Below are 17,534 nucleotides of genomic sequence, written 5' to 3'. Positions count from 1 at the left end.
CTCACAACCCGCTTATTCGGAAGCTTGCGCACCCGTGACCGTAAGAGAGCCGCCGGCCTTTTCCACCGCATCCACGGCCGCCTTGGAGGCGCCGGTCACGGTGATGGTGGCTTTCGAGGTCAATTCGCCCTTGGCCAGCACGCGGATACCGTCGAGGTTGCGGCGGACGACGCCCGAGGCGATCAGGGTCTCTTCGTCGATCTTGCCAGCGTCGAGCTTGCCGGCTTCGATGAATTTTTGGATCAGGCCAAGGTTGACGACAGCGAATGCCTTGCGGTTCGGCTTGTTGAAGCCACGCTTGGGCAGACGTTGATAGAGCGGCATCTGGCCGCCTTCGTAGCCTTTGATGGCCACACCCGAACGGGATTTCTGACCCTTGATACCGCGGCCTGCGGTTTTGCCCATGCCCGAACCCGGGCCACGGCCAACGCGTTTCTTGCGTTTGTTTGCGCCTTCGTTGTCGCGCAGCTCATTGAGTTTCATGTCGCTTCTCCTTGCCGGATGCTGCCCCGAAGCGAGTTGGCAGACCACGGCGTTTCTTGATTGATGTGAGTCGCGGCCCGAGAGGCCACCGGGGGCGTATACCGATGGTCGCGCCCCGGCGCAAGGGCCGGGCGCGATCGCAGGTCATCGGCAGACGCCGGAAGCCTCAGGAATTGGGCCGGGTGTTGCGCAGGTATTCGGTCCAGCAGGGCACGGGCTCCTGCCGGATGGCGGTTGCGATGCGTTTCGCGAGAGTGGTGAGAAAGGTCATATCGGTGCTCCAGAAAGCGGTAGAGTGTTCGCGCTTGGCATAAACCCGCCCGCGCGCGACCGCTAACGCCAATTCGGAATGCCCGCGTTGCACAAAATGCATGCAGTTTGAAATGTCCGCGGCGCAAGGCTGGCGACGGGTCACTTCCTTCGGGCATAACGGCCGTCGCAAAATAAAACGCGGGCCAATTCATTGGCCCGCGTGATGCGGCTGCGCCCTTGGCGCGCCAGCGGAATTCCGTGGGGGTCAGCGAACCTGCGCTGCCTCTTGCAGGGCGATGTCGCGGATCTGCGAGCGCGCGATGCCGATATCGTTCAGGTCACGGTCCGAGAGCACCGAAAGCTCATCGTAGGTCCGGTTGTAAACGGCGCGGCGAGCGCGGGCGGTCTTGAACGCCTCGGCAGCAGTGTGCACCAGGGCAGAGAAGCTGAAGCCGGAGACGGTATTGGACGAAGCATAAGCCATTTTCATAGTCCTTTCGTGGGTGGGGACGTTCCCCAGAAGATGCTGTTTCATTTCCTCCGTGGGCTTTATTTAGGCTTCTGCGGTGGCGCTAACAATCGACAGTTTGGTCGACCGGATATGCATTTTCTGCAATGCAGCATCGGTTGAAACTGTCCGGGCATGCCACAGACAGCCCGCGCCGGAGGGCATAGACCGGAGCGGGCGGGCTCAGTCGCCGAGCCCCCCTGCCCCGTTGCTGTCGCGCCCCAGGGCATGGTTGGCGGCGCGCCGGCAGTCGGGGCAGATCACATAGGTGACAAAGGTCGCCTGCGGCGGCGTCGCGATCATCAGATCACGCCAGCCGTCCGGGCCTTCCCAGCGCAGACATTGCGAACATTGCTGCCCCGGCGCGTCGGTCCCGGAGAGCTTCTGCCCCGCGACAGGGGTTTCGGCCAGCAGATGGTGGCGCACCTCGAGACCGCCTTCGGAATCCGGGGCGATGTCCATCCGGCACTCGCGCCTCAGGTTGGGCGCGTCGCAGCGATTTGGCAAGGACAGCCCGCGCCCGGACTGCCGACACCAGAAGAACACCGCATTGAGATACGACCGGGTTTCGGCGCCATTGACGAAATCCCACAGCGAGCGGCCGACGATTCCCCTCCGCGCCACAAGAGCCCCGCCGAGCGTGCCTGCCTGGCTGTCCCAATCGGGCGAGACATCGATAATCTTGTTCGACGGATCGAGGAAAAACCACATGTTCGGATCCGAGCCGCAGTTTCTTGTCATTGTCCGGGCGACAGGCCGGCGGGAGCGCCAATTTTAGCAACCGCAGTCAAATTTCTCCACGTCGAATACCGGTCAGTAGGTGGCGGCCAGCAAACCGAAACGCCGCCGCCCTTTCGGGGCGACGGCGCGCGTGTCCAGTCGTGGGAGGCGGGCTTAGCCGCGCTCTTCGACGATTTCCACCAGATGCGAGATCTTGTTGATCATGCCGCGGACGGAAGGGGTGTCTTCCAGCTCGCGGGTCTTGTGCATCTTGTTGAGGCCGAGACCGATCAGCGTCTTGCGCTGAACTTCCGGGCGGCGGATCGGCGAGCCGATCTGCTTGACGACGATGGTTTTTGCCATGGGTCTCAGGCCTCCTCGGCGACTTGGGTCGATTCCGCCGGCGCGTCTTCACGCTTGGGCAGGATGTCGGCCACTTTCTTGCCGCGACGCTGAGCCACCATGCGGGGGCTGGCCTCGAGGGTCAGCGCGTTCAGCGTTGCGCGGATCATGTTGTAGGGGTTCTGCGAACCGGTCGACTTGGCAACCACGTCCTGCACGCCCAGCATCTCGAAGACGGCCCGCATCGGACCACCGGCGATGATACCGGTACCCTGCGGTGCGGTGCGCATGACGACCTTGCCGGCGCCGTGACGGCCTTCGATGTCGTGGTGCAGCGTGCGGCCTTCGCGCAGCGGCACGCGGATCATCTGGCGCTTGGCCTGTTCGGTGGCCTTGCGGATGGCCTCGGGGACCTCTTTCGCCTTGCCCTTGCCAAAGCCGACACGACCTTTCTGGTCACCGACGACGACAAGCGCGGCAAAGCCGAAGCGCTTACCACCCTTCACGGTCTTGGAGACCCGGTTGATCGCGACCAGACGGTCGGCGAATTCCGGTGCTTCGTCGCGGTCACGACGGCCGCCCCGGCCTCTGTTTTCACGTTCTGCCATGTGGCATTTCCTTTGTTTCTGGCGCGATTGCGCCGGGTCTTGCACGATCGAAGTGGCCCCGGTGCTGCCCGGGGCCCCCGATCATCGAGGGGCGCGTGCGCCGCGCCCCTGCACTTAGAACTTCAGGCCACCTTCGCGGGCGGCATCGGCCAGAGCCTTGATGCCACCGTGGAAGAGGAAACCACCGCGATCGAAGTAACATTCCTCGACACCGGCCGCCTTGGCGCGTTCTGCGATTGCAGCGCCCACCTTGGTTGCGGCTTCCACGTTGTTCTTGCCAACGATGCCCAGATCCTTTTCGAGCGAGGACGCCGCGGCCAGGGTACGGCCCTGCACGTCGTCGATCAGCTGGACCGAGATGTTCTTGTTCGAACGATGCACCGAAAGGCGCACGCGCCCGCGGTTCATCTTGCGAAGTTTGTTCCGGACGCGCAGACGGCGCTTGAGGAACAGTTGTCTTTTGCTGTTTGCCATTGTCCGCGTCCTTACTTCTTCTTGCCTTCCTTCTGGAAGATATACTCACCCTTGTAGCGGATGCCTTTGCCCTTGTAGGGCTCGGGCTTGCGCCAGTCACGGATGTTCGCCGCCACTTGGCCGACCTGCTGGATGTCATTGCCTTCGACAATGATCTCGGTCGGTTTCGGGACGGTGATCGTGATACCTTCCGGAACTTCGAAATCCACGTCGTGCGACAGGCCGAGGTTCAGTTTCAGGACCTTGCCCTGAAGCTGCGCCCGGTAACCGACGCCCTGGATTTCAAGCTCTTTCTTGAAGCTGCCGCTGACGCCGGTGACCATGTTGGCCACCACAGTGCGGCTCATGCCCCACTGCTGACGCGCCCGCTTGGACTTGCCGCGCGGCGCGACGGAGACGGCGCCGTCTTCGACGGTCAGCGTCACATCGTCGGTCGCGGTGAAGCTCTGAGCGCCTTTCGGGCCTTTGACTTCGATGGTCTGGCCGGAAATCGTCGCAGAGACGCCATCGGGCAGAGCGACAGGCTGTTTGCCGATACGAGACATTACACAGCCCTCCTTAGAATACGGTGCAAAGCACTTCGCCGCCAACGTTGGCAGAGCGAGCGTTTGCATCCGACATGACGCCTTTCGAGGTGGACACGATGGAAACGCCAAGACCCTGACGGACCGTGGGAATCTCGTCCACACCCAGATACACGCGACGGCCCGGAGTCGACACCCGCTTGAGTTCGCGGATGACGGAGGTGCCGTCGTAGTATTTCAGGCTGATTTCGAGAGCGGGGTGGCCGCGCTCGTCGGTGGTTTTCTCGTAGCCGCGGATATAGCCTTCGTCCGCGAGAACATCGAGCACCCAGGCACGCAGCTTCGAGGCCGGGGTCGACACGGTCGACTTGCCACGCAGCGATGCGTTGCGGATACGGGTGAGCATATCGCCGATAGGATCGTTCATCTATATACCCTCCCTTACCAGCTCGACTTGACCATGCCGGGAAGCAGGCCCTTGGAGCCCAGATCCCGCAGCGCGATACGGCTGATTTTCAGCTTGCGGTAGTACGCATGGGGACGACCGGTCAGCTGGCAGCGGTTGTGCAGACGGGTGGGCGAGCTGTTGCGCGGCAGTTTTGCCAGCTTCAGGCGCGCCTTGAAGCGCTCTTCCATCGGCTTCGACTCGTCGGTTGCGATTTCCTTGAGTTCGGCGCGCTTGGCGGCGTATTTCGCCACCAGCTTCTCGCGCTTCTTCTCGCGTTCGATCATTGCTTTTTTAGCCATGTCTTAATCCTCTTCCCGCGATTACGAGTTGAAGGGCATGTTGAATGCTTTCAACAGCGCCTTGGCTTCGTCGTCGTTTGTCGCGGTGGTGGCGATCACGATGTCCAGGCCCCAGGGCTCGTCCACCTTGTCGAAGTCGATCTCGGGGAACACGATGTGCTCCTTGATGCCCAGGGCATAGTTGCCACGGCCATCGAACGACTTGCCCGAAATGCCGCGGAAGTCGCGGATACGGGGCATTGCCACGTTGATCAGACGATCGAGGAAATCGTACATGCGGGCGCCGCGCAGGGTGACTTTCGCCCCCATCGGCATGCCTTCACGGACGCGGAAACCCGCGATCGAGTTCTTGGCGGTGGTGATGACCGCGTGTTGACCGGCAATCGCCGTCAGATCGGCCTGGGCCGACTTGGCTTTCTTGCTGTCTTTCACGGCGGCACGGCCACAGCCGATGTTCAGAACGATCTTGTCCACACGCGGGATCTGCATCTCGTTCTTGTAGCCGAATTCTTCTTTCAGAGCGCCACGGATGGTGTCCTGATAAAGCGTGCGCAGGCGCGGGGTATAGGTTGCAGCATCAAGCATCGATCACGTCCCCCGTGGTCTTGGCAAAACGGACCTTCTTGTCACCTTCCATGCGGAAGCCGACGCGGGTGGCCTTGCCGTTGGCATCAAGCAGCGCCAGGTTCGACAGCTGGATCGGCATCGCTTTCGGGATGCGGCCACCTTGGCTGGACTGGGTCTGACGGGTGGCGCGGATCGAGATGTTGACACCGTCCACGATGGCCTTGCCGGACTTGGGGTCAACCGAGGAGATGGTGCCCTCTTTGCCCTTGTCCTTGCCGGCAAGCACGACGACCTTGTCGCCTTTGCGGAGTTTGGCAGCCATTACAGCACCTCCGGAGCGAGCGAGATGATTTTCATGAAGTTCTTGGCACGCAGCTCACGCACAACCGGCCCGAAGATACGGGTGCCGACGGGCTCGCCGGCGTTGTTGAGGATCACGGCTGCGTTGCGATCGAAGCGGATCGCGGTGCCGTCTTCACGGCGAACTTCCTTGGCGGTGCGCACGACGACGGCCTTGCGGACGTCACCTTTCTTCACGCGACCGCGCGGGATGGCTTCCTTCACCGAGACGACAATGATGTCGCCGACGGAGGCGTATTTACGCTTGGAACCACCCAGAACCTTGATGCACTGCACCCGGCGCGCGCCGGAGTTGTCAGCGACATCCAGATTGGTCTGCATCTGGATCATGGGGTTTCTCCTGACCTTTGGGGGGCTATGCTGGCCTGTTCCCCAGGGTTTCGATCAAACCAAAAGGTTCGAGAGGCTTACGCCTCCAGAACCTCCCAGCGTTTCGTCTTCGATTTCGGCGCGCATTCGATGATGCGGACAGTGTCACCGACCTTGAAGGCGTTCTTTTCATCGTGAGCCCGATACTTCTTGGACTTACGGATGGTTTTCTTGAGAACCGGGTGCTTGAAGCGGCGTTCAACCGACACGGTTACAGTCTGTTCGTTGGCGTCGCTGGTCACGGTGCCGGAAAGGATACGTTTGGGCATGTCTCAGGCTCCTTATTCAGCGGCCGCAGCGGCTTTTTCGTTCAGCACGGTTTTCACACGCGCCACGTCACGCTTCACAGCGCGCATGCGGGCGGTGTTTTCCATCGAGCCGGTGGCCTGCTGGAAGCGCAGGTTGAACGATTCTTTTTTCAGGTTGGCCAGATCTTCGCGAAGCTGATCCGGCGTCTTGTCACGCAGTTCCTTGGCGTTCATCGCCTTTTTCCTTTCTCAACATCAACGGAGGGCCCCCAAGAAGGGTCACCCTAGGTCCGCTGGAGTGCATGGATGAGCGCGCCGTATAGGTCAGCTTCGCCGGGTTGGCAACCCTTTTCGGCCCATGCCGGCAAGGCCGCGGCGGGATGCGGCACATGCTGGGCCCGGCTTTTGCCAAACGTTCGGGGCAAGGCGGCGGAAACGCGGCATTATTCGAAAAATCGCATTCGGTCTAGTCTGGGTGGCGCCGCTGTGATTCGGCCCAAGACCAAGGAGTACGAAGTTGAACGCAAGAAAGACGATCCTGATGACCGCCCTGACGCTCTGCGCCGGGCTTCCTGTTGCCGCCGCCGAGACGCTGCGCGGCGAGATCTGGGCCTATGTCCATCCCGATGACGGCTATGCCGAGGCGCTCGACAGCGTGCGGGTGGCGGATCAGCGGGTGCGGCTGGCCAATATCGACAACGTCCAGATGTCGGACCGCGACGCCAGGCGTGCCCTGCGGGCCATCGACAACAGCATCGGCGGCAAGCCGGCGGTGTGCCGGATCACCCATATCGACGGCAAGGGTCGGCTCAACGGCACGTGCAAGATCGGTCAGTGGGATGTCGGCGACATTCTGGTCAAGGCCGGCTACGCCTTTCACAGATAGCCCGTGCAGACATGCGAAACGCCCGGACCGGCCGGGCGCTTCGTGGATTGGAGCGCCGGGGTCTCAGACCGCGCGCGACAGCACGCTGGCCGGCCGCGCCTTGGCCAGCGCTGCGGTCAGCATGCCCGCAATCGCCGCTTTCAGCATGTCGCCGGGAATGAAGGCGGTGACCAGCGCGGTGGCTTCCAGCAGCGACTTTTCCAACATGATCGACATGCCGACGATGCCGAAGCCATAAAGCGCCACGATGCCGCCGATCACCGAGGCCACGCCGGCGACCAGCGTCAGCGGCGCGCCGCGCCAGTGCTCGACGATCCAGCCGGTCACGTAGGCCGCCACCGGCCAGCCGATCAGGAAGCCCACCGATGGCGAGGCAAAGACGCCAAGCCCGCCACGGCCGCCCGACAGGAGCGGCAGGCCGATTGCCACCAGCAGCAGGAAAAGCAGCACTGACAGCGCGCCGCGCCGCGCGCCCAGCACGGTTCCCGCCAGCATCACGCCCAGGGTCTGCGCGGTGATCGGCACGCCGAAGCCCAGCTGAATCTTGGGGATCAGCCCCAGCACCGCGATCAGCGCCGCAAAGAGCGCAATCATGACGACGTTTCGTTCCATTTCTCAGTCCTCCTTGGAAACAAGCCCCCCGCGCGCCCTGAGCGCGTCGGAGATGTGATCGGCGTCGTCCAGCGCCAGAAGCGTGAACGGCAGAATGATACGCCAGTTGGCGCGGCGGGGCGAGCGCGCACGCCAGGCGTCGGACAGCGCGCGGCCCTTGGTCAGCAGCACCGGCGTCATGCGGATGACAAGCGCGATGGCGATCTCGAGCGGCCGCGTGCTGAGGCCCAGCGCCCGGAGCGGTGTGCAGAGCCAGTGCACCACGGCGATCATGTCGGACAGCCGGGTGGTCATCGTCACCAGATTGGCCAGCGCCACCGCCGAGACCAGCCGCAGAAGGATCACCGCCCCCTGCCCCACGCTGCCGTCGATCAGATGATAGAGCGCCACCACCAGCACGAAGGGCCAGAGCATCCAGAGTTGGCGCAGCCCGTTGCGCAGAAACACCCGCCCCGGTGCCGCATAAAGCGCCAGCACCCCGGCCAGGATCACCAGATGCGCCGTCAGGTTTTCGATGAAGAACAGCCCCAGCGTCGCGCCGCAAAGCGCGGCCAGCTTGGCCCCGGCGGGCCAGTCGTGGGCGCGGGTTCTAACCGGCGAGGTCAGCGATATCATCGGCCTCTCCCAGTTCGGTCATCCGCGCGACATAGTCCGCGATCACCCTGTCGCGCGCGCCCAGCGCCGCGATCTGCCCGCGCTCCAGCCAGAGCGCCTGGTCATATCCCGCCAGGTCGGCCGGATCGTGGCTGATATGGATCAGGTTGCCGGTGTAATGGCTCAGATACCGCGAGAGCTGGGCCCGGGTGGGAATGTCGAGCCCGGCAAAGGGCTCGTCGAGGATCAGCAGCCGGGGCGCCATCGCGGTGACCGCCATCAGGCAGACAAGATGTTTCTGCCCGTGACTCAGCGTGTTGATATAAGCCGCTTCCCAGTGGCTCTTGCCAAAGCGCGCCAGCACCGCGCGCGCCGCCGCCTCGGCGGCGGCTTTCTTGCGTCCTTGCTGGGCCAGTCCGAAGGCCAGTTCCTCGAGCACGGTGGGAAAGATGATCTGGTGGTCGGGGTTCTGAAACAGGATGCCGACCTCGCCCAGCGCCGCCTTGCGGTCGCGCGCCACATCGGTGCCGTTGATCCGCACCCGGCCCTCCTGCGGCGCGACCAGCCCGGCCAGAAGCCGCGCCAGCGTCGACTTGCCGGAGCCGTTGCGGCCGACCACGGCCAGCCGGGTCACGGCGAGATCGAGCGTCAGGGCGTCGAGCACCACTTTTTCGCCATGGGCAAAGCGCGCGGCCTCGAGGTGCAGCTGGCTTGCCTGCCGGACCGGGGCCGCCGGTGTCCGGCCGATCTGTGTCATGTCCTGGGCGATCACTCTGCGATCCCGGCTGATAACGCGTTGCGTGTGCATTTCAGATGCGGCAGCGTTTTGCAACCGCGACGGTGGTCAGAGGATCGGCCCGATGGTGGCGGCCATATTGTTCCAGATCCGCCGCAAGTACGGCCATAGCAGCACCTCGTCGAGCGTCACCGGCCGCGAACGGGGCAGATAGCTCTGCTGGCGGGCATGGATTTGACGGGTGATCGCGCGGTCCTGCAACAGGATGTTGTTTTCATAATTCAGGTCGAAGCTGCGCAGGTCGAGGTTGGACGAGCCGATCAGGCTGACGCAGCCGTCGATCGTCAGGGTCTTGGCGTGCAACAGCCCGTCGCAATACTCAAAGATCTCGCAGCCGGCATCGAGCAGCCGGTGGTAGTAGCTGCGGCTGGCAGCGGCGACAAACCAGCTGTCGTTGCGGCGCGGAAAGATCAGCACCACCCGCACCCCGCGCAGCGCGGCAGCCAACAGCGCCTCAAGCACTGTGGTGTCGGGCACGAAATAGGGTGTCGTCAGCACGATCTGTTCGCGGGCACAGCCGAGCAGACCGGAAAACAGCTGCGGCGTGGCACCGTGACGCTCGGTCGGGCCGTCGCCGATCACCTGCGCGGCAAAGCCGTCGTCGTGACGCTCGGCCACCAGTTGCAGCTCGTCCAGCACCTCGCCGGTGGCCTGCATCCAGTCCGAGGCAAATAGCAGCTGGTTCTGATCGACCACCGGCCCGGTCAGCCGCAGCATGATGTCGACCCAGGGCGCAAAACGCGCCTTGATGCGAAATTCGGGGTCGGCGGTGTTCTGGCTGCCGCAATAGGTGATGCGCCCGTCGATCACCGAGATCTTGCGGTGATTGCGCAGGTCGATGCGGCTGGTGGCCAGGGTGCGCAGCACGTTGCTGAAGGGAAAGGCGATGGCCAGCTCGACGCCGGCTTCCTTCATCTCCTGCCAGAGCGGCCCCTTGATCATCAGCCGCGCGCCCAGCCCGTCGGCAATCGCCCGGCAGGTCACCCCGCGCCGCGCCGCCCGCATCAGCGCCCGGCCGATGGCACGGCCGGTGTAATCCTCGAGCCAGATGTAGGACATCACATGCACGGTGTCGGTGGCGGCATCGATATCGGCGATCAACCGGTCGAGATAATCGCTGCTGTCGGCCATGAGCGCGGCGCGGTTGCCCGGCACCGGGTAAAATCCGTTGATGCTGGCGGCATAGGCAAAGGCTGGCTGATAGTCGCGTTCGATCAACTGCGCCACGCCGTCCGGCATGCCCATGAAGCGGGCGGCGCGGGTGCGGATCAGGGCAAAGATCTCGCGGTGGCGCTTGCGCGCGCGGTGCCCGAGATCGACCTCGCCAAAGAGAAAATAGGCCGCCGAGCCGGCCAGCGGCAGCAGGATCAGCGCGATGAACCAGGCCAGCCGCGCCGGCGGCGTCAGGTCGTCGCGCACCAGGATGCGGATGGTAAAGGACAGGACGATCAGCCCGTGCAGGACCAGCAGAGTGTTCAGGATCATTCCGGCTTCTCCGGCGCAACGTCGATCACCACCGGCAGGTGGTCCGAGGCGCGGGCCGCCAGATCCGAGCGGTGCACGAACGACCCTTCATGGCGCAGTGCACCGCTGAGGATGAACCGGTCGAGATGCGCCACCGGCACCCGGCTGTGAAAGCTGGGACCGGGTTCGATCACGGTGCCCAGGTTTTCGACATGGTCGCTGCCGCGGCGCCATTCGTTGAAATCGCCGCCGATGACAACCGGATGATCGGCCTGCGCCAGATAGGCCTGCAACACCGCGAGTTGCCGGCGCCGCATCGCCGCGTTGAGCCCGAGGTGCACGCCGATCACCTCGATCCGCGGATCGGCCAGCGTGGCCGAGACCGCGCCCCGCGGTTCGGCCGAGGGCAGATCGATGCGCCGGGTTTCGGCAATCGGAAAACTCTGGCGCACCAGGATCACGTTGCCGTGCCAGCCGTGGCTGTGCGGCCGGATCGCTACTTCGGCCAGCGCATAGCCCATCTCGCCGCAGAGAATGTCGCGCGGCAGCACGCCCTCGCGCCGGCGCACCCGCTTGTCGGCCTCCTGCAAGAGGATCACATCGGCATCGATCTCGGCCAGCACCGCCACGATCCGTTCGGGATCGCGGCGCCAGTCAAGGCCCACGGCCTTGCGAATGTTGTAGCTGACGATGCGCACCTGTCCCGGCCCCGTTTCGCTGCGATTTGCCTGTGCATAACGCACCCGGTCAAGCCGCGCCACCACTTGGGAAATCTCCCCCTTGCCCCGCGTCTGCGCCTTGGTACTAATGCCTGCGAGACGGGACCAACGCGAAAGGCGCAGGCATGGCATATCTCGGCTTCGATCTCGGAACTTCCGGGGTGCGCGACGGCCTCGAGGCGCGGCAACAGACCGGGGCGCAGATCGACCGGCTGATCGCCGTCGGCGGCGGCATCCGCGCGGTGCAATAACCGCGTCCCGGACCCGATCCGGGACCTCCCCCTCCGCCGCAGGAGGCCCCGGATCGGGCCCGGGGCGCGGGCATGCGGCGGCGGGCAACTTCCCGACAAACACAGGACACCGGTCATGGACATTCGCGCGATCTTGATGGGGCTGGCCTTTGCCGCCATGTGGTCTTCGGCCTTCACCTCGGCGCGGATCATCGTCGAATATGCCCCGCCGATGGGCTCGCTGGCGCTGCGCTTCCTGCTGTCGGGCATGATCGGCATCGCCCTCGCGCTGGCCATGGGTCAGAGCTTTCGCCTGACCCGGGCGCAATGGCGCGCCACGCTGGTCTTTGGCGTCTGCCAGAACGCCATCTACCTCGGGCTGAATTTCATCGCCATGCAGACCATCGAAGCCTCGCTGGCCTCGATCATCGCCTCGACCATGCCGCTGATGGTGGCGCTGGCCGGCTGGCTGGTGTTCCGCGAACGGCTGCCACGGCTGGCGGTGGCCGGGCTGGTGGCGGGCTTTGGCGGGGTGACGCTGATCATGGGCGCGCGGCTGGGCGCCGGCGTCGATCTCAACGGTCTCTCGCTCTGCATCATCGCCGCCGTGGCGCTGACCGTGGCGACGCTCTCGGTGCGCGGCGCCTCGTCGGGCGGCAATGTGATGATGATCGTCGGCTTGCAGATGCTTGTGGGCGCGGCGCTTCTGGCGGTGGCCTCGGCGGCGCTGGAATGGCCGTTCGAGGTGCAGGTGACCCGGCCGCTGGTGCTGGCCTTTCTCTATACCACGCTGGTGCCCGGCCTGGCCGCCACCTTTGTGTGGTTCACGCTGGTCAACCGGATCGGCGCTGTCAAGGCCTCGACCTTCCACTTCCTCAACCCGTTCTTTGGCGTCGCCGTCGCGGCGCTGCTGCTGGGCGAAAAGCTTGGGCCGCTCGACATGATCGGCGTGGCCATTGTCGGCGGCGGCATCCTCGCGGTGCAACTGGCCCGTCAGGGCGGGCCGAAGCCGGTCCCCAAGACCCCGCGCAGCGTGGTCTGAGGCCCCTTCCGCCCAGGCGGGGCCGGATCACCCGGCGCCTGTCTCAGGCCTGCGCCACGCGGGGGGATTTCAGCGGTTCGGCCGCCTGGATCGCCTGTACCATCTTCTGCAACAGCGTGGCGCGCAGACGGGTGCTGCCGGGATCGGTCCAGAGGTTGTTGACCTCGCCGGGATCGGTTTCGAGATCGAAGATCTCGCCGTGTTCTTCGGTGCGATAGACCGAGATCTTGAACCGCGCGCCGATGTAGCTGGTGACATGCGGCGCCAGCGGATTGTGCCGGTTCTCGCAGAGCGCGTGATCGCGCGGCGGCGGCGCCTTGCCCTGCCAGTGTTCCAGCTGCGACAGTCCCTGCATCGGCGGGGCCGCAACGCCGGCCGCGTCGAGCATCGTCGGCGCCAGGTCGAGCAGCGTCTGGATCGAACTGTTCACGGCGCCGGCCCGCACCTTTCCGGGCCAACGCACCGCGAAGGGAATGCGCAGCATGTCCTCGTAGTGGAACGGCCCCTTGGCCACCAGACCGTGCTGGCCGAGGAAATGGCCGTGGTCGGTGGTAAAGACGATCAGCGTGTTCTCTGTCAGCCCCAGCGCGTCCAGCCGGTCGAGGATCTTGCCGATCTCGCGGTCCATGAAGCTCATCATGCCGAAATAGACCGCCATGTCCTTTTTCAGCGCGGCGCGCGGATAGAGATGGCTGGCGCAGCCATGCGCCTCATGCGGCCGGTGCCAATCAGCGAAATCGGGCGCGGCCTGCTGGGTCTTGGCGAAATGCGACGCATTCAACGCGTGTTCGCCGGGGGTGATGGCGCCGGGCTCCATCTCTTCGGGGTCGTACATCGAGGCCCAGGGCTCCGGCACGGTATAAGGCGGATGCGGATCGGGGAAGCTGGTCCAGAGGAAGAAGGGTTCGCCGCGGTCCGCCGCATCGTCGATGAAGGCCCGCGACCGCTCGCCGATCCAGGGAGTGTAATGCTTGTCCTCGGGCAGCGCCCAGCTTCGGGTTTCGCGCGCCCAATAGGGCGCGCCCTCGGCCATCTTCGGGGCAAGCGGCGCCTCTTCGCCCGGCAGCGGCTGAAAATAGTCGCGCCAGTTGGCCAGGCCCCGGTCCTCCATCCAGGCGGCGTAATGCTGGCCGACATGCGCCTCGTCCGCGTGGTTGCGCACCAGCTCGATATGGTCGAAGCCGTAATATGGCCCGTTGAAGCCGCGCCAGAACTCCAGATCGCGCAGGATCGGCTGTTTCTCCAGGCTGTCGCCGGCCAGCGGCTGGAAATGCGCCTTGCCGATCAGCCCGGTCGTGTAGCCCGCACTGCTCAGCAGCCCCGGCAGGGTCGGCGTCGCTTCGTCGAGCTTGCAGCCAATGGTCCAGGCGCCGTGCTGCGAGGGGTAGAGCCCGGTCAGGATTGAGGCGCGCGAGGGGGTGCAGGTGGGCGCCGGGCAATAGGCCCGGTCGAACCGCGTGCCCCCGGCGCAGAGTCGGTCGATATTGGGTGTCTTCAGCCCCGGCGTGACACAGCCCAGGGCGCTGTAATGCTGCTGGTCGGTGGTGATCAGAAGGATATTGGGGCGCTCGATCATGGGTCAGCCTTTTACCGCGCCTGCCAGGCCATTGATGAAATAGCGCTGCAACAGGATGAACAGGAGAACAACGGGAATGATCGAAATCGTCGCCGCGGCCGCCATGCCGGTCCAGTCGATGGTCTGCTCGCCCTTGAAGGCATAGATACCGACCGAGAGCGTGCGGATGGCGGGATTGGCCAGGGTAATGACCAGCGGCAGCAGAAAGTCGTTCCAGGCGTTGAGCACCTGCATGATCAACACGGTCACCACCATCGGCTTGGCCAGCGGCAGCATCACATACCAGAAGATCTGCCACTGGCTGACGCCTTCGACCCGGGCGGCCTCTTCCAGCTCTTTCGGCAGCTGGCTGAAATAGCCGGCAAAGAGCACCACGAAGATCACGATGGCGTTGCCCGAGGTCGCCAGCGTCAGCCCGAGCAGGCCGGTCGAAAGGCCCATGGCCGAGAGCAGCTCGAACACCGGGATGATGGTGAAACCCTGCGGCACGAAGACGGTCGAGACGGTGGCGACGAACAACAGGGTGCGGCCGGGAAACTCGAACCGGCCGAGAATATAGCCCATCAGCGAGGTGGCGAAGGTCACCAGCACCACCGAACCCACGGTGACAAACAGGGTGTTGAAGAAATACCGCCCCATGTTGGCCTCGGTCCAGGCGCGGGCATAGTTCTCCCAGGCCCAGCTTTCGGGGATCAGCCCGGGATTGCCGAAGATCTCGGTGTTGGATTTCAGCGAGGTCGCCAGCATCCAGACAAAGGGATAGATCCAGATCAGGCAGAGCGCGGTCATCGCCAGCGAGATCAGCGCGATGCGGCTTGTGGGCTGGTGGTCGCCAAAGATCAGACGCTTCATGCCACGCCCTCCGCCCGACGCCGCGCCATCCGGGTGGCCAGCGATTGCAAGATGGTCAGCCCGAGGATCATCAGGCCAAAGAGCACCCCGGCGGCAGCGGCATAGCCCAGCCGCGGAATGGTGCCGTCGTCGCTGGCAAAGGCGGTGCGGTAGATGAAGATCTCCATCACCTCCGAGCCGAAGAACGGCCCGCCATTGGTCATCGACATGATCAGCGGAAAGACATTGAGCGCCGAGACCATGGTGATCAGGGTGATCGCCACCGCAAAGGGCATGATGATCGGCAGCACCACCAGCACCACCAGCCGCAGCCCCTTGCAATTGTCGAGCCGTGCGGCGTCATAGACATCCTCGGGCACGGTCTGGAGCGCGGCCAGCCAATAGATCAGCGTGATGCCCAGCCATTTCCAGACATAGACCCCGATCACCGAGGGCATGACGGTATCCGACGAGCCGAGGAAATCGATCGGCCGCGCGATCAGCCCGATGTCAAGCAGCAGCCCGTTGATCGGCCCGTTGAAGGGCGAGAGCAGAAAGGTCCAGACAATGCCGATCACCGCCACCGGCGTGACTACCGGCAGGAACACCATGGTGCGGAACAGGTTCGACAGCTTGAGCAGCTGGTTGTTGAGCACCATCGCCAGCATCAGCGACAGCACGAGCTGCGCCGGCACGGTGCCAGCCAGGAAGTAGATCGACCGGCCGAAGGCATTCCAGAAGATCGGATCGCGAAACAGATCGACGAAATTCTGAAAGCCGACGAATTTGATATCGGCGTTGAACCCCGACCAATCCTGCATCGCATAGAAGACGGCGGCGAAGATCGGGTAAAAGACGAACATCCCCGACAGGATCAGCCCGGGCAGGAGCATCAGATAGGCGAACCGATGTCGGTGAAGGATGTGAAGCAGGTGCATGTCAGGGCTGGGTCCAGGCATAAAGGAGGGGGCCGCCAGATCGGCAGCGGCCCCCGGGGAGAGATCGGCGGGTCTCAGTAATCGGCGGCGGCGAAATCGACGTCCGGATCCCAGTTCGGGAACACCAGATCGGCGCGGTCGACCTGCGCGCCCTCGGTACGGGCCTTGTCGAAGGCGGCATCGAGCGCGGCGTTGTAGCGATCCTTCAGCGCTTTCATCTCCTTGGCGACACCGGTCATCTCGCCTGAGACCAGCCCCTGTACGGTGCGGGCAAAGCCGATGTCGGGGGCGGTGAAAGAGCTGATGACCTTGGCCAGATCGGCATTGCGCACGATCGGATTGGGGCCGACGCGGATCGCCTCGTTGAAGTGGTTGAGGATGAAACGCGACCGGGGCGAGAACTCGGCCCGTTCGATCGCTTCGGGCATGATCGGCGGATCGCCGGCCCCCACGACGGTGCCCCACGCCACCTGCCCTTCAAGTGTGCCAAGGTAGTGGAAGATCTCGCCGGCAATGGCGCCGTTGTCGGACCCGGCCCAGAGGCTGATGGTATTGGGCACCGCGCCGGCCTGGCTGATCGTCAGCTTGCCGGTCGGGCCCTGGTCGGGCACCGGGCCGGAGGCGACACCGAAATCGAACTCCGGGTGCCCGGCCTCCCATCCGGGGATGTTCCACGGGCCTTGCAGGATCATGCCGGCCGCGCCCTGCGGCACATAGGCCCGCGCCTGCGGCGCGTTGAGATTCATCAGGCCGGGAAAGAAGCTGCCATCGTCGTTCATCGCGATCAGCAGCTCGACGGCGGCGATATATTCATCGCTGTCAAACACATAGTCGCCGGTGCGCAGATCGATATCGGCGTCGAGCGGGCTGTCGCCGCCGGCGCTGGCGCCAGCCATCCGGCCCATGTTGCGCACCGCGTCCTGCCACCGGTTGAGCTGCGAGCCGCCGAGGATGAAGCCGAAGTAGCGGCCCTTGCCGGCCTCGGTGATCTTGCGCGCCGCCTCGCGGAATTCGCTCTGGGTCAGCGGCGTTTCGGCCGGGTCAAAGCCCGCGGCCTCCATGTAGTCCTTGTTGTAGAGCAGATGGGTCGAATAGCGCTTGTTCGAGGTGAAGGGCAGGCCATAGGTCTTGCCGTCAAAGACGTTGATGCCGGGCAGGAAGGCACCTGTGGGGAAGCCGGCCTTCCAGGTTTCGATGTCGGGAATGAAATCGTCGTAGGGCTGCAACCAGCCCTGCGCCACCGCATCGGCAAGCGAGGTGTTGCGGGGCAGAACAAAGACATCCGGCGCTGTCTCGTTGCGCACGCCCAGCGGGATCACGCGGGCGATCTCGTTCCAGGGCAGCGGGTCATAGACAATATTCACGTCGCGGGCGGCGGCATACTCGGCGAACAGCTTCTTGAAGAACACCGCCTTCTGGTCGCCGCTGTCGATCCAGCGAAACGTGGCGCCGCCGGTGACGTCGTTGATCGGGGCGGGCACGGTCTGGGCGCCCGCGCCACTGGCCAGAAGCGCGCCACCGGCGGTTGATCCGAGAATGAAGTTGCGGCGGCTCAGCCCCTGCGAAATGGTCATGATAGGTCTCCTCCCTGTCACGGGGGCCCCGTGGCGGGCCCGTCAGTGCAGCGAGCCTAGCTTGACAGCA

The 17,534-nt window shown here is 64.4% G+C and carries 26 protein-coding genes; 3 read left to right on the top strand and 23 right to left on the bottom strand.

Features of this window, described 5'->3' with window-relative positions; all coding sequences use genetic code 11:
• Positions 1–12: 12 nt before the first annotated feature.
• The 14 genes from rplO to rpmC form a co-directional block, all read right to left on the bottom strand.
• The gene (gene rplO / locus BMW90_RS00190) at positions 13–483 is read right to left on the bottom strand and encodes a 50S ribosomal protein L15 (RefSeq protein WP_074834227.1); all 471 of its coding nucleotides are present in this window, start codon (positions 481–483) and stop codon (positions 13–15) included.
• Between the two features lie 517 nt (positions 484–1,000).
• Positions 1,001–1,219: a DUF1127 domain-containing protein gene (locus tag BMW90_RS00180; protein ID WP_074834223.1), complete on the bottom strand. Its 219-nt coding sequence runs from the start codon at positions 1,217–1,219 to the stop codon at positions 1,001–1,003.
• Positions 1,220–1,426: 207 nt separating this feature from the next.
• Entirely contained in the window at positions 1,427–1,954 is a 528-nt protein-coding gene (locus tag BMW90_RS00175; protein WP_074834221.1) for a hypothetical protein, read from the bottom strand.
• Between the two features lie 183 nt (positions 1,955–2,137).
• Entirely contained in the window at positions 2,138–2,326 is a 189-nt protein-coding gene (gene rpmD, locus BMW90_RS00170) for a 50S ribosomal protein L30 (RefSeq protein WP_048529596.1), read from the bottom strand.
• 5 nt (positions 2,327–2,331) lie between these two features.
• Complete coding sequence (rpsE, locus tag BMW90_RS00165) at positions 2,332–2,913, bottom strand: 30S ribosomal protein S5 (protein ID WP_048529594.1); 582 nt, start codon at positions 2,911–2,913, stop codon at positions 2,332–2,334.
• A gap of 114 nt (positions 2,914–3,027) precedes the next feature.
• On the bottom strand, positions 3,028–3,387 hold the full coding sequence (gene rplR / locus BMW90_RS00160) for a 50S ribosomal protein L18 (RefSeq protein ID WP_048529592.1): 360 nt from the start codon (positions 3,385–3,387) through the stop codon (positions 3,028–3,030).
• Positions 3,388–3,398: 11 nt separating this feature from the next.
• A complete protein-coding gene (gene rplF / locus BMW90_RS00155) occupies positions 3,399–3,932 on the bottom strand; it encodes a 50S ribosomal protein L6 (RefSeq protein WP_048529590.1) in 534 nt (177 codons plus the stop codon).
• A 13-nt stretch (positions 3,933–3,945) separates the two neighbouring features.
• Positions 3,946–4,338: a 30S ribosomal protein S8 gene (gene rpsH, locus BMW90_RS00150; protein WP_048529588.1), complete on the bottom strand. Its 393-nt coding sequence runs from the start codon at positions 4,336–4,338 to the stop codon at positions 3,946–3,948.
• Positions 4,339–4,352: 14 nt separating this feature from the next.
• Positions 4,353–4,658 carry a 30S ribosomal protein S14 gene (gene rpsN, locus BMW90_RS00145; RefSeq protein ID WP_048529586.1) on the bottom strand — a complete coding sequence of 102 codons (306 nt, stop codon included), beginning with the start codon at positions 4,656–4,658 and terminating at the stop codon, positions 4,353–4,355.
• A gap of 21 nt (positions 4,659–4,679) precedes the next feature.
• Positions 4,680–5,243: a 50S ribosomal protein L5 gene (rplE, locus tag BMW90_RS00140; protein WP_048529584.1), complete on the bottom strand. Its 564-nt coding sequence runs from the start codon at positions 5,241–5,243 to the stop codon at positions 4,680–4,682.
• On the bottom strand, positions 5,236–5,547 hold the full coding sequence (gene rplX, locus BMW90_RS00135) for a 50S ribosomal protein L24 (protein ID WP_048529582.1): 312 nt from the start codon (positions 5,545–5,547) through the stop codon (positions 5,236–5,238). Before rplX ends, rplE begins: the two co-directional genes overlap by 8 nt.
• Positions 5,547–5,915: a 50S ribosomal protein L14 gene (rplN, locus tag BMW90_RS00130; RefSeq protein ID WP_007427594.1), complete on the bottom strand. Its 369-nt coding sequence runs from the start codon at positions 5,913–5,915 to the stop codon at positions 5,547–5,549. Before rplN ends, rplX begins: the two co-directional genes overlap by 1 nt.
• Before the next feature lie 77 nt (positions 5,916–5,992).
• On the bottom strand, positions 5,993–6,223 hold the full coding sequence (gene rpsQ, locus BMW90_RS00125) for a 30S ribosomal protein S17 (RefSeq protein WP_048529579.1): 231 nt from the start codon (positions 6,221–6,223) through the stop codon (positions 5,993–5,995).
• A gap of 12 nt (positions 6,224–6,235) precedes the next feature.
• Positions 6,236–6,436, bottom strand: coding sequence for a 50S ribosomal protein L29 (gene rpmC / locus BMW90_RS00120; RefSeq protein WP_048529577.1), 201 nt, complete (start codon positions 6,434–6,436; stop codon positions 6,236–6,238).
• Positions 6,437–6,719: 283 nt separating this feature from the next.
• On the opposite strand from rpmC, the gene BMW90_RS00115 reads away from it, so the two are divergent.
• On the top strand, positions 6,720–7,088 hold the full coding sequence (locus BMW90_RS00115) for a thermonuclease family protein (RefSeq protein ID WP_139211143.1): 369 nt from the start codon (positions 6,720–6,722) through the stop codon (positions 7,086–7,088).
• 63 nt (positions 7,089–7,151) lie between these two features.
• On the opposite strand, the gene BMW90_RS00110 is transcribed toward BMW90_RS00115, so the two are convergent.
• From BMW90_RS00110 to BMW90_RS00090, 5 genes are all read right to left on the bottom strand, one after another.
• Positions 7,152–7,700: a biotin transporter BioY gene (locus BMW90_RS00110; RefSeq protein WP_048529574.1), complete on the bottom strand. Its 549-nt coding sequence runs from the start codon at positions 7,698–7,700 to the stop codon at positions 7,152–7,154.
• A gap of 3 nt (positions 7,701–7,703) precedes the next feature.
• Positions 7,704–8,315 (bottom strand): energy-coupling factor transporter transmembrane component T family protein, encoded by a 612-nt coding sequence (locus tag BMW90_RS00105; RefSeq protein ID WP_074834219.1) that lies wholly within the window; start codon positions 8,313–8,315, stop codon positions 7,704–7,706.
• Positions 8,290–9,051 carry an energy-coupling factor ABC transporter ATP-binding protein gene (locus tag BMW90_RS00100; RefSeq protein ID WP_074834216.1) on the bottom strand — a complete coding sequence of 254 codons (762 nt, stop codon included), beginning with the start codon at positions 9,049–9,051 and terminating at the stop codon, positions 8,290–8,292. The genes BMW90_RS00105 and BMW90_RS00100 overlap by 26 nt, the downstream gene beginning before the upstream one ends.
• An 87-nt stretch (positions 9,052–9,138) precedes the next feature.
• A complete protein-coding gene (gene cls / locus BMW90_RS00095) occupies positions 9,139–10,575 on the bottom strand; it encodes a cardiolipin synthase (RefSeq protein ID WP_074834214.1) in 1,437 nt (478 codons plus the stop codon).
• Positions 10,572–11,315, bottom strand: a complete 744-nt coding sequence (locus tag BMW90_RS00090; protein WP_244526406.1) for an endonuclease/exonuclease/phosphatase family protein — start codon at positions 11,313–11,315, stop codon at positions 10,572–10,574. Before BMW90_RS00090 ends, cls begins: the two co-directional genes overlap by 4 nt.
• Positions 11,316–11,398: 83 nt before the next feature.
• Between BMW90_RS00090 and BMW90_RS27140 the strand changes: the two genes are divergently transcribed.
• Both BMW90_RS27140 and BMW90_RS00085 read left to right on the top strand, forming a co-directional pair.
• Positions 11,399–11,524, top strand: a complete 126-nt coding sequence (locus BMW90_RS27140; protein WP_274566201.1) for a hypothetical protein — start codon at positions 11,399–11,401, stop codon at positions 11,522–11,524.
• Positions 11,525–11,639: 115 nt separating this feature from the next.
• Entirely contained in the window at positions 11,640–12,545 is a 906-nt protein-coding gene (locus BMW90_RS00085; protein WP_074834210.1) for a DMT family transporter, read from the top strand.
• 43 nt (positions 12,546–12,588) lie between these two features.
• Here the strand turns inward: BMW90_RS00085 and BMW90_RS00080 are convergent, their stop codons facing one another.
• From BMW90_RS00080 to BMW90_RS00065, 4 genes are all read right to left on the bottom strand, one after another.
• The gene (locus BMW90_RS00080) at positions 12,589–14,121 is read right to left on the bottom strand and encodes a sulfatase family protein (RefSeq protein ID WP_074834208.1); all 1,533 of its coding nucleotides are present in this window, start codon (positions 14,119–14,121) and stop codon (positions 12,589–12,591) included.
• A 3-nt stretch (positions 14,122–14,124) separates the two neighbouring features.
• Positions 14,125–14,973 (bottom strand): carbohydrate ABC transporter permease, encoded by an 849-nt coding sequence (locus BMW90_RS00075; protein ID WP_074834206.1) that lies wholly within the window; start codon positions 14,971–14,973, stop codon positions 14,125–14,127.
• Positions 14,970–15,890 carry a carbohydrate ABC transporter permease gene (locus tag BMW90_RS00070; protein WP_074834203.1) on the bottom strand — a complete coding sequence of 307 codons (921 nt, stop codon included), beginning with the start codon at positions 15,888–15,890 and terminating at the stop codon, positions 14,970–14,972. The genes BMW90_RS00075 and BMW90_RS00070 overlap by 4 nt, the downstream gene beginning before the upstream one ends.
• 74 nt (positions 15,891–15,964) lie before the next feature.
• Complete coding sequence (locus BMW90_RS00065) at positions 15,965–17,464, bottom strand: ABC transporter substrate-binding protein (RefSeq protein ID WP_074834202.1); 1,500 nt, start codon at positions 17,462–17,464, stop codon at positions 15,965–15,967.
• Between the last annotated feature and the right edge of the window lie 70 nt (positions 17,465–17,534).

The organism is Marinovum algicola, assembly GCF_900109145.1.
GTDB lineage: Bacteria > Pseudomonadota > Alphaproteobacteria > Rhodobacterales > Rhodobacteraceae > Marinovum > Marinovum algicola.
This window is presented reverse-complemented; position numbering and strand designations above follow the sequence as displayed.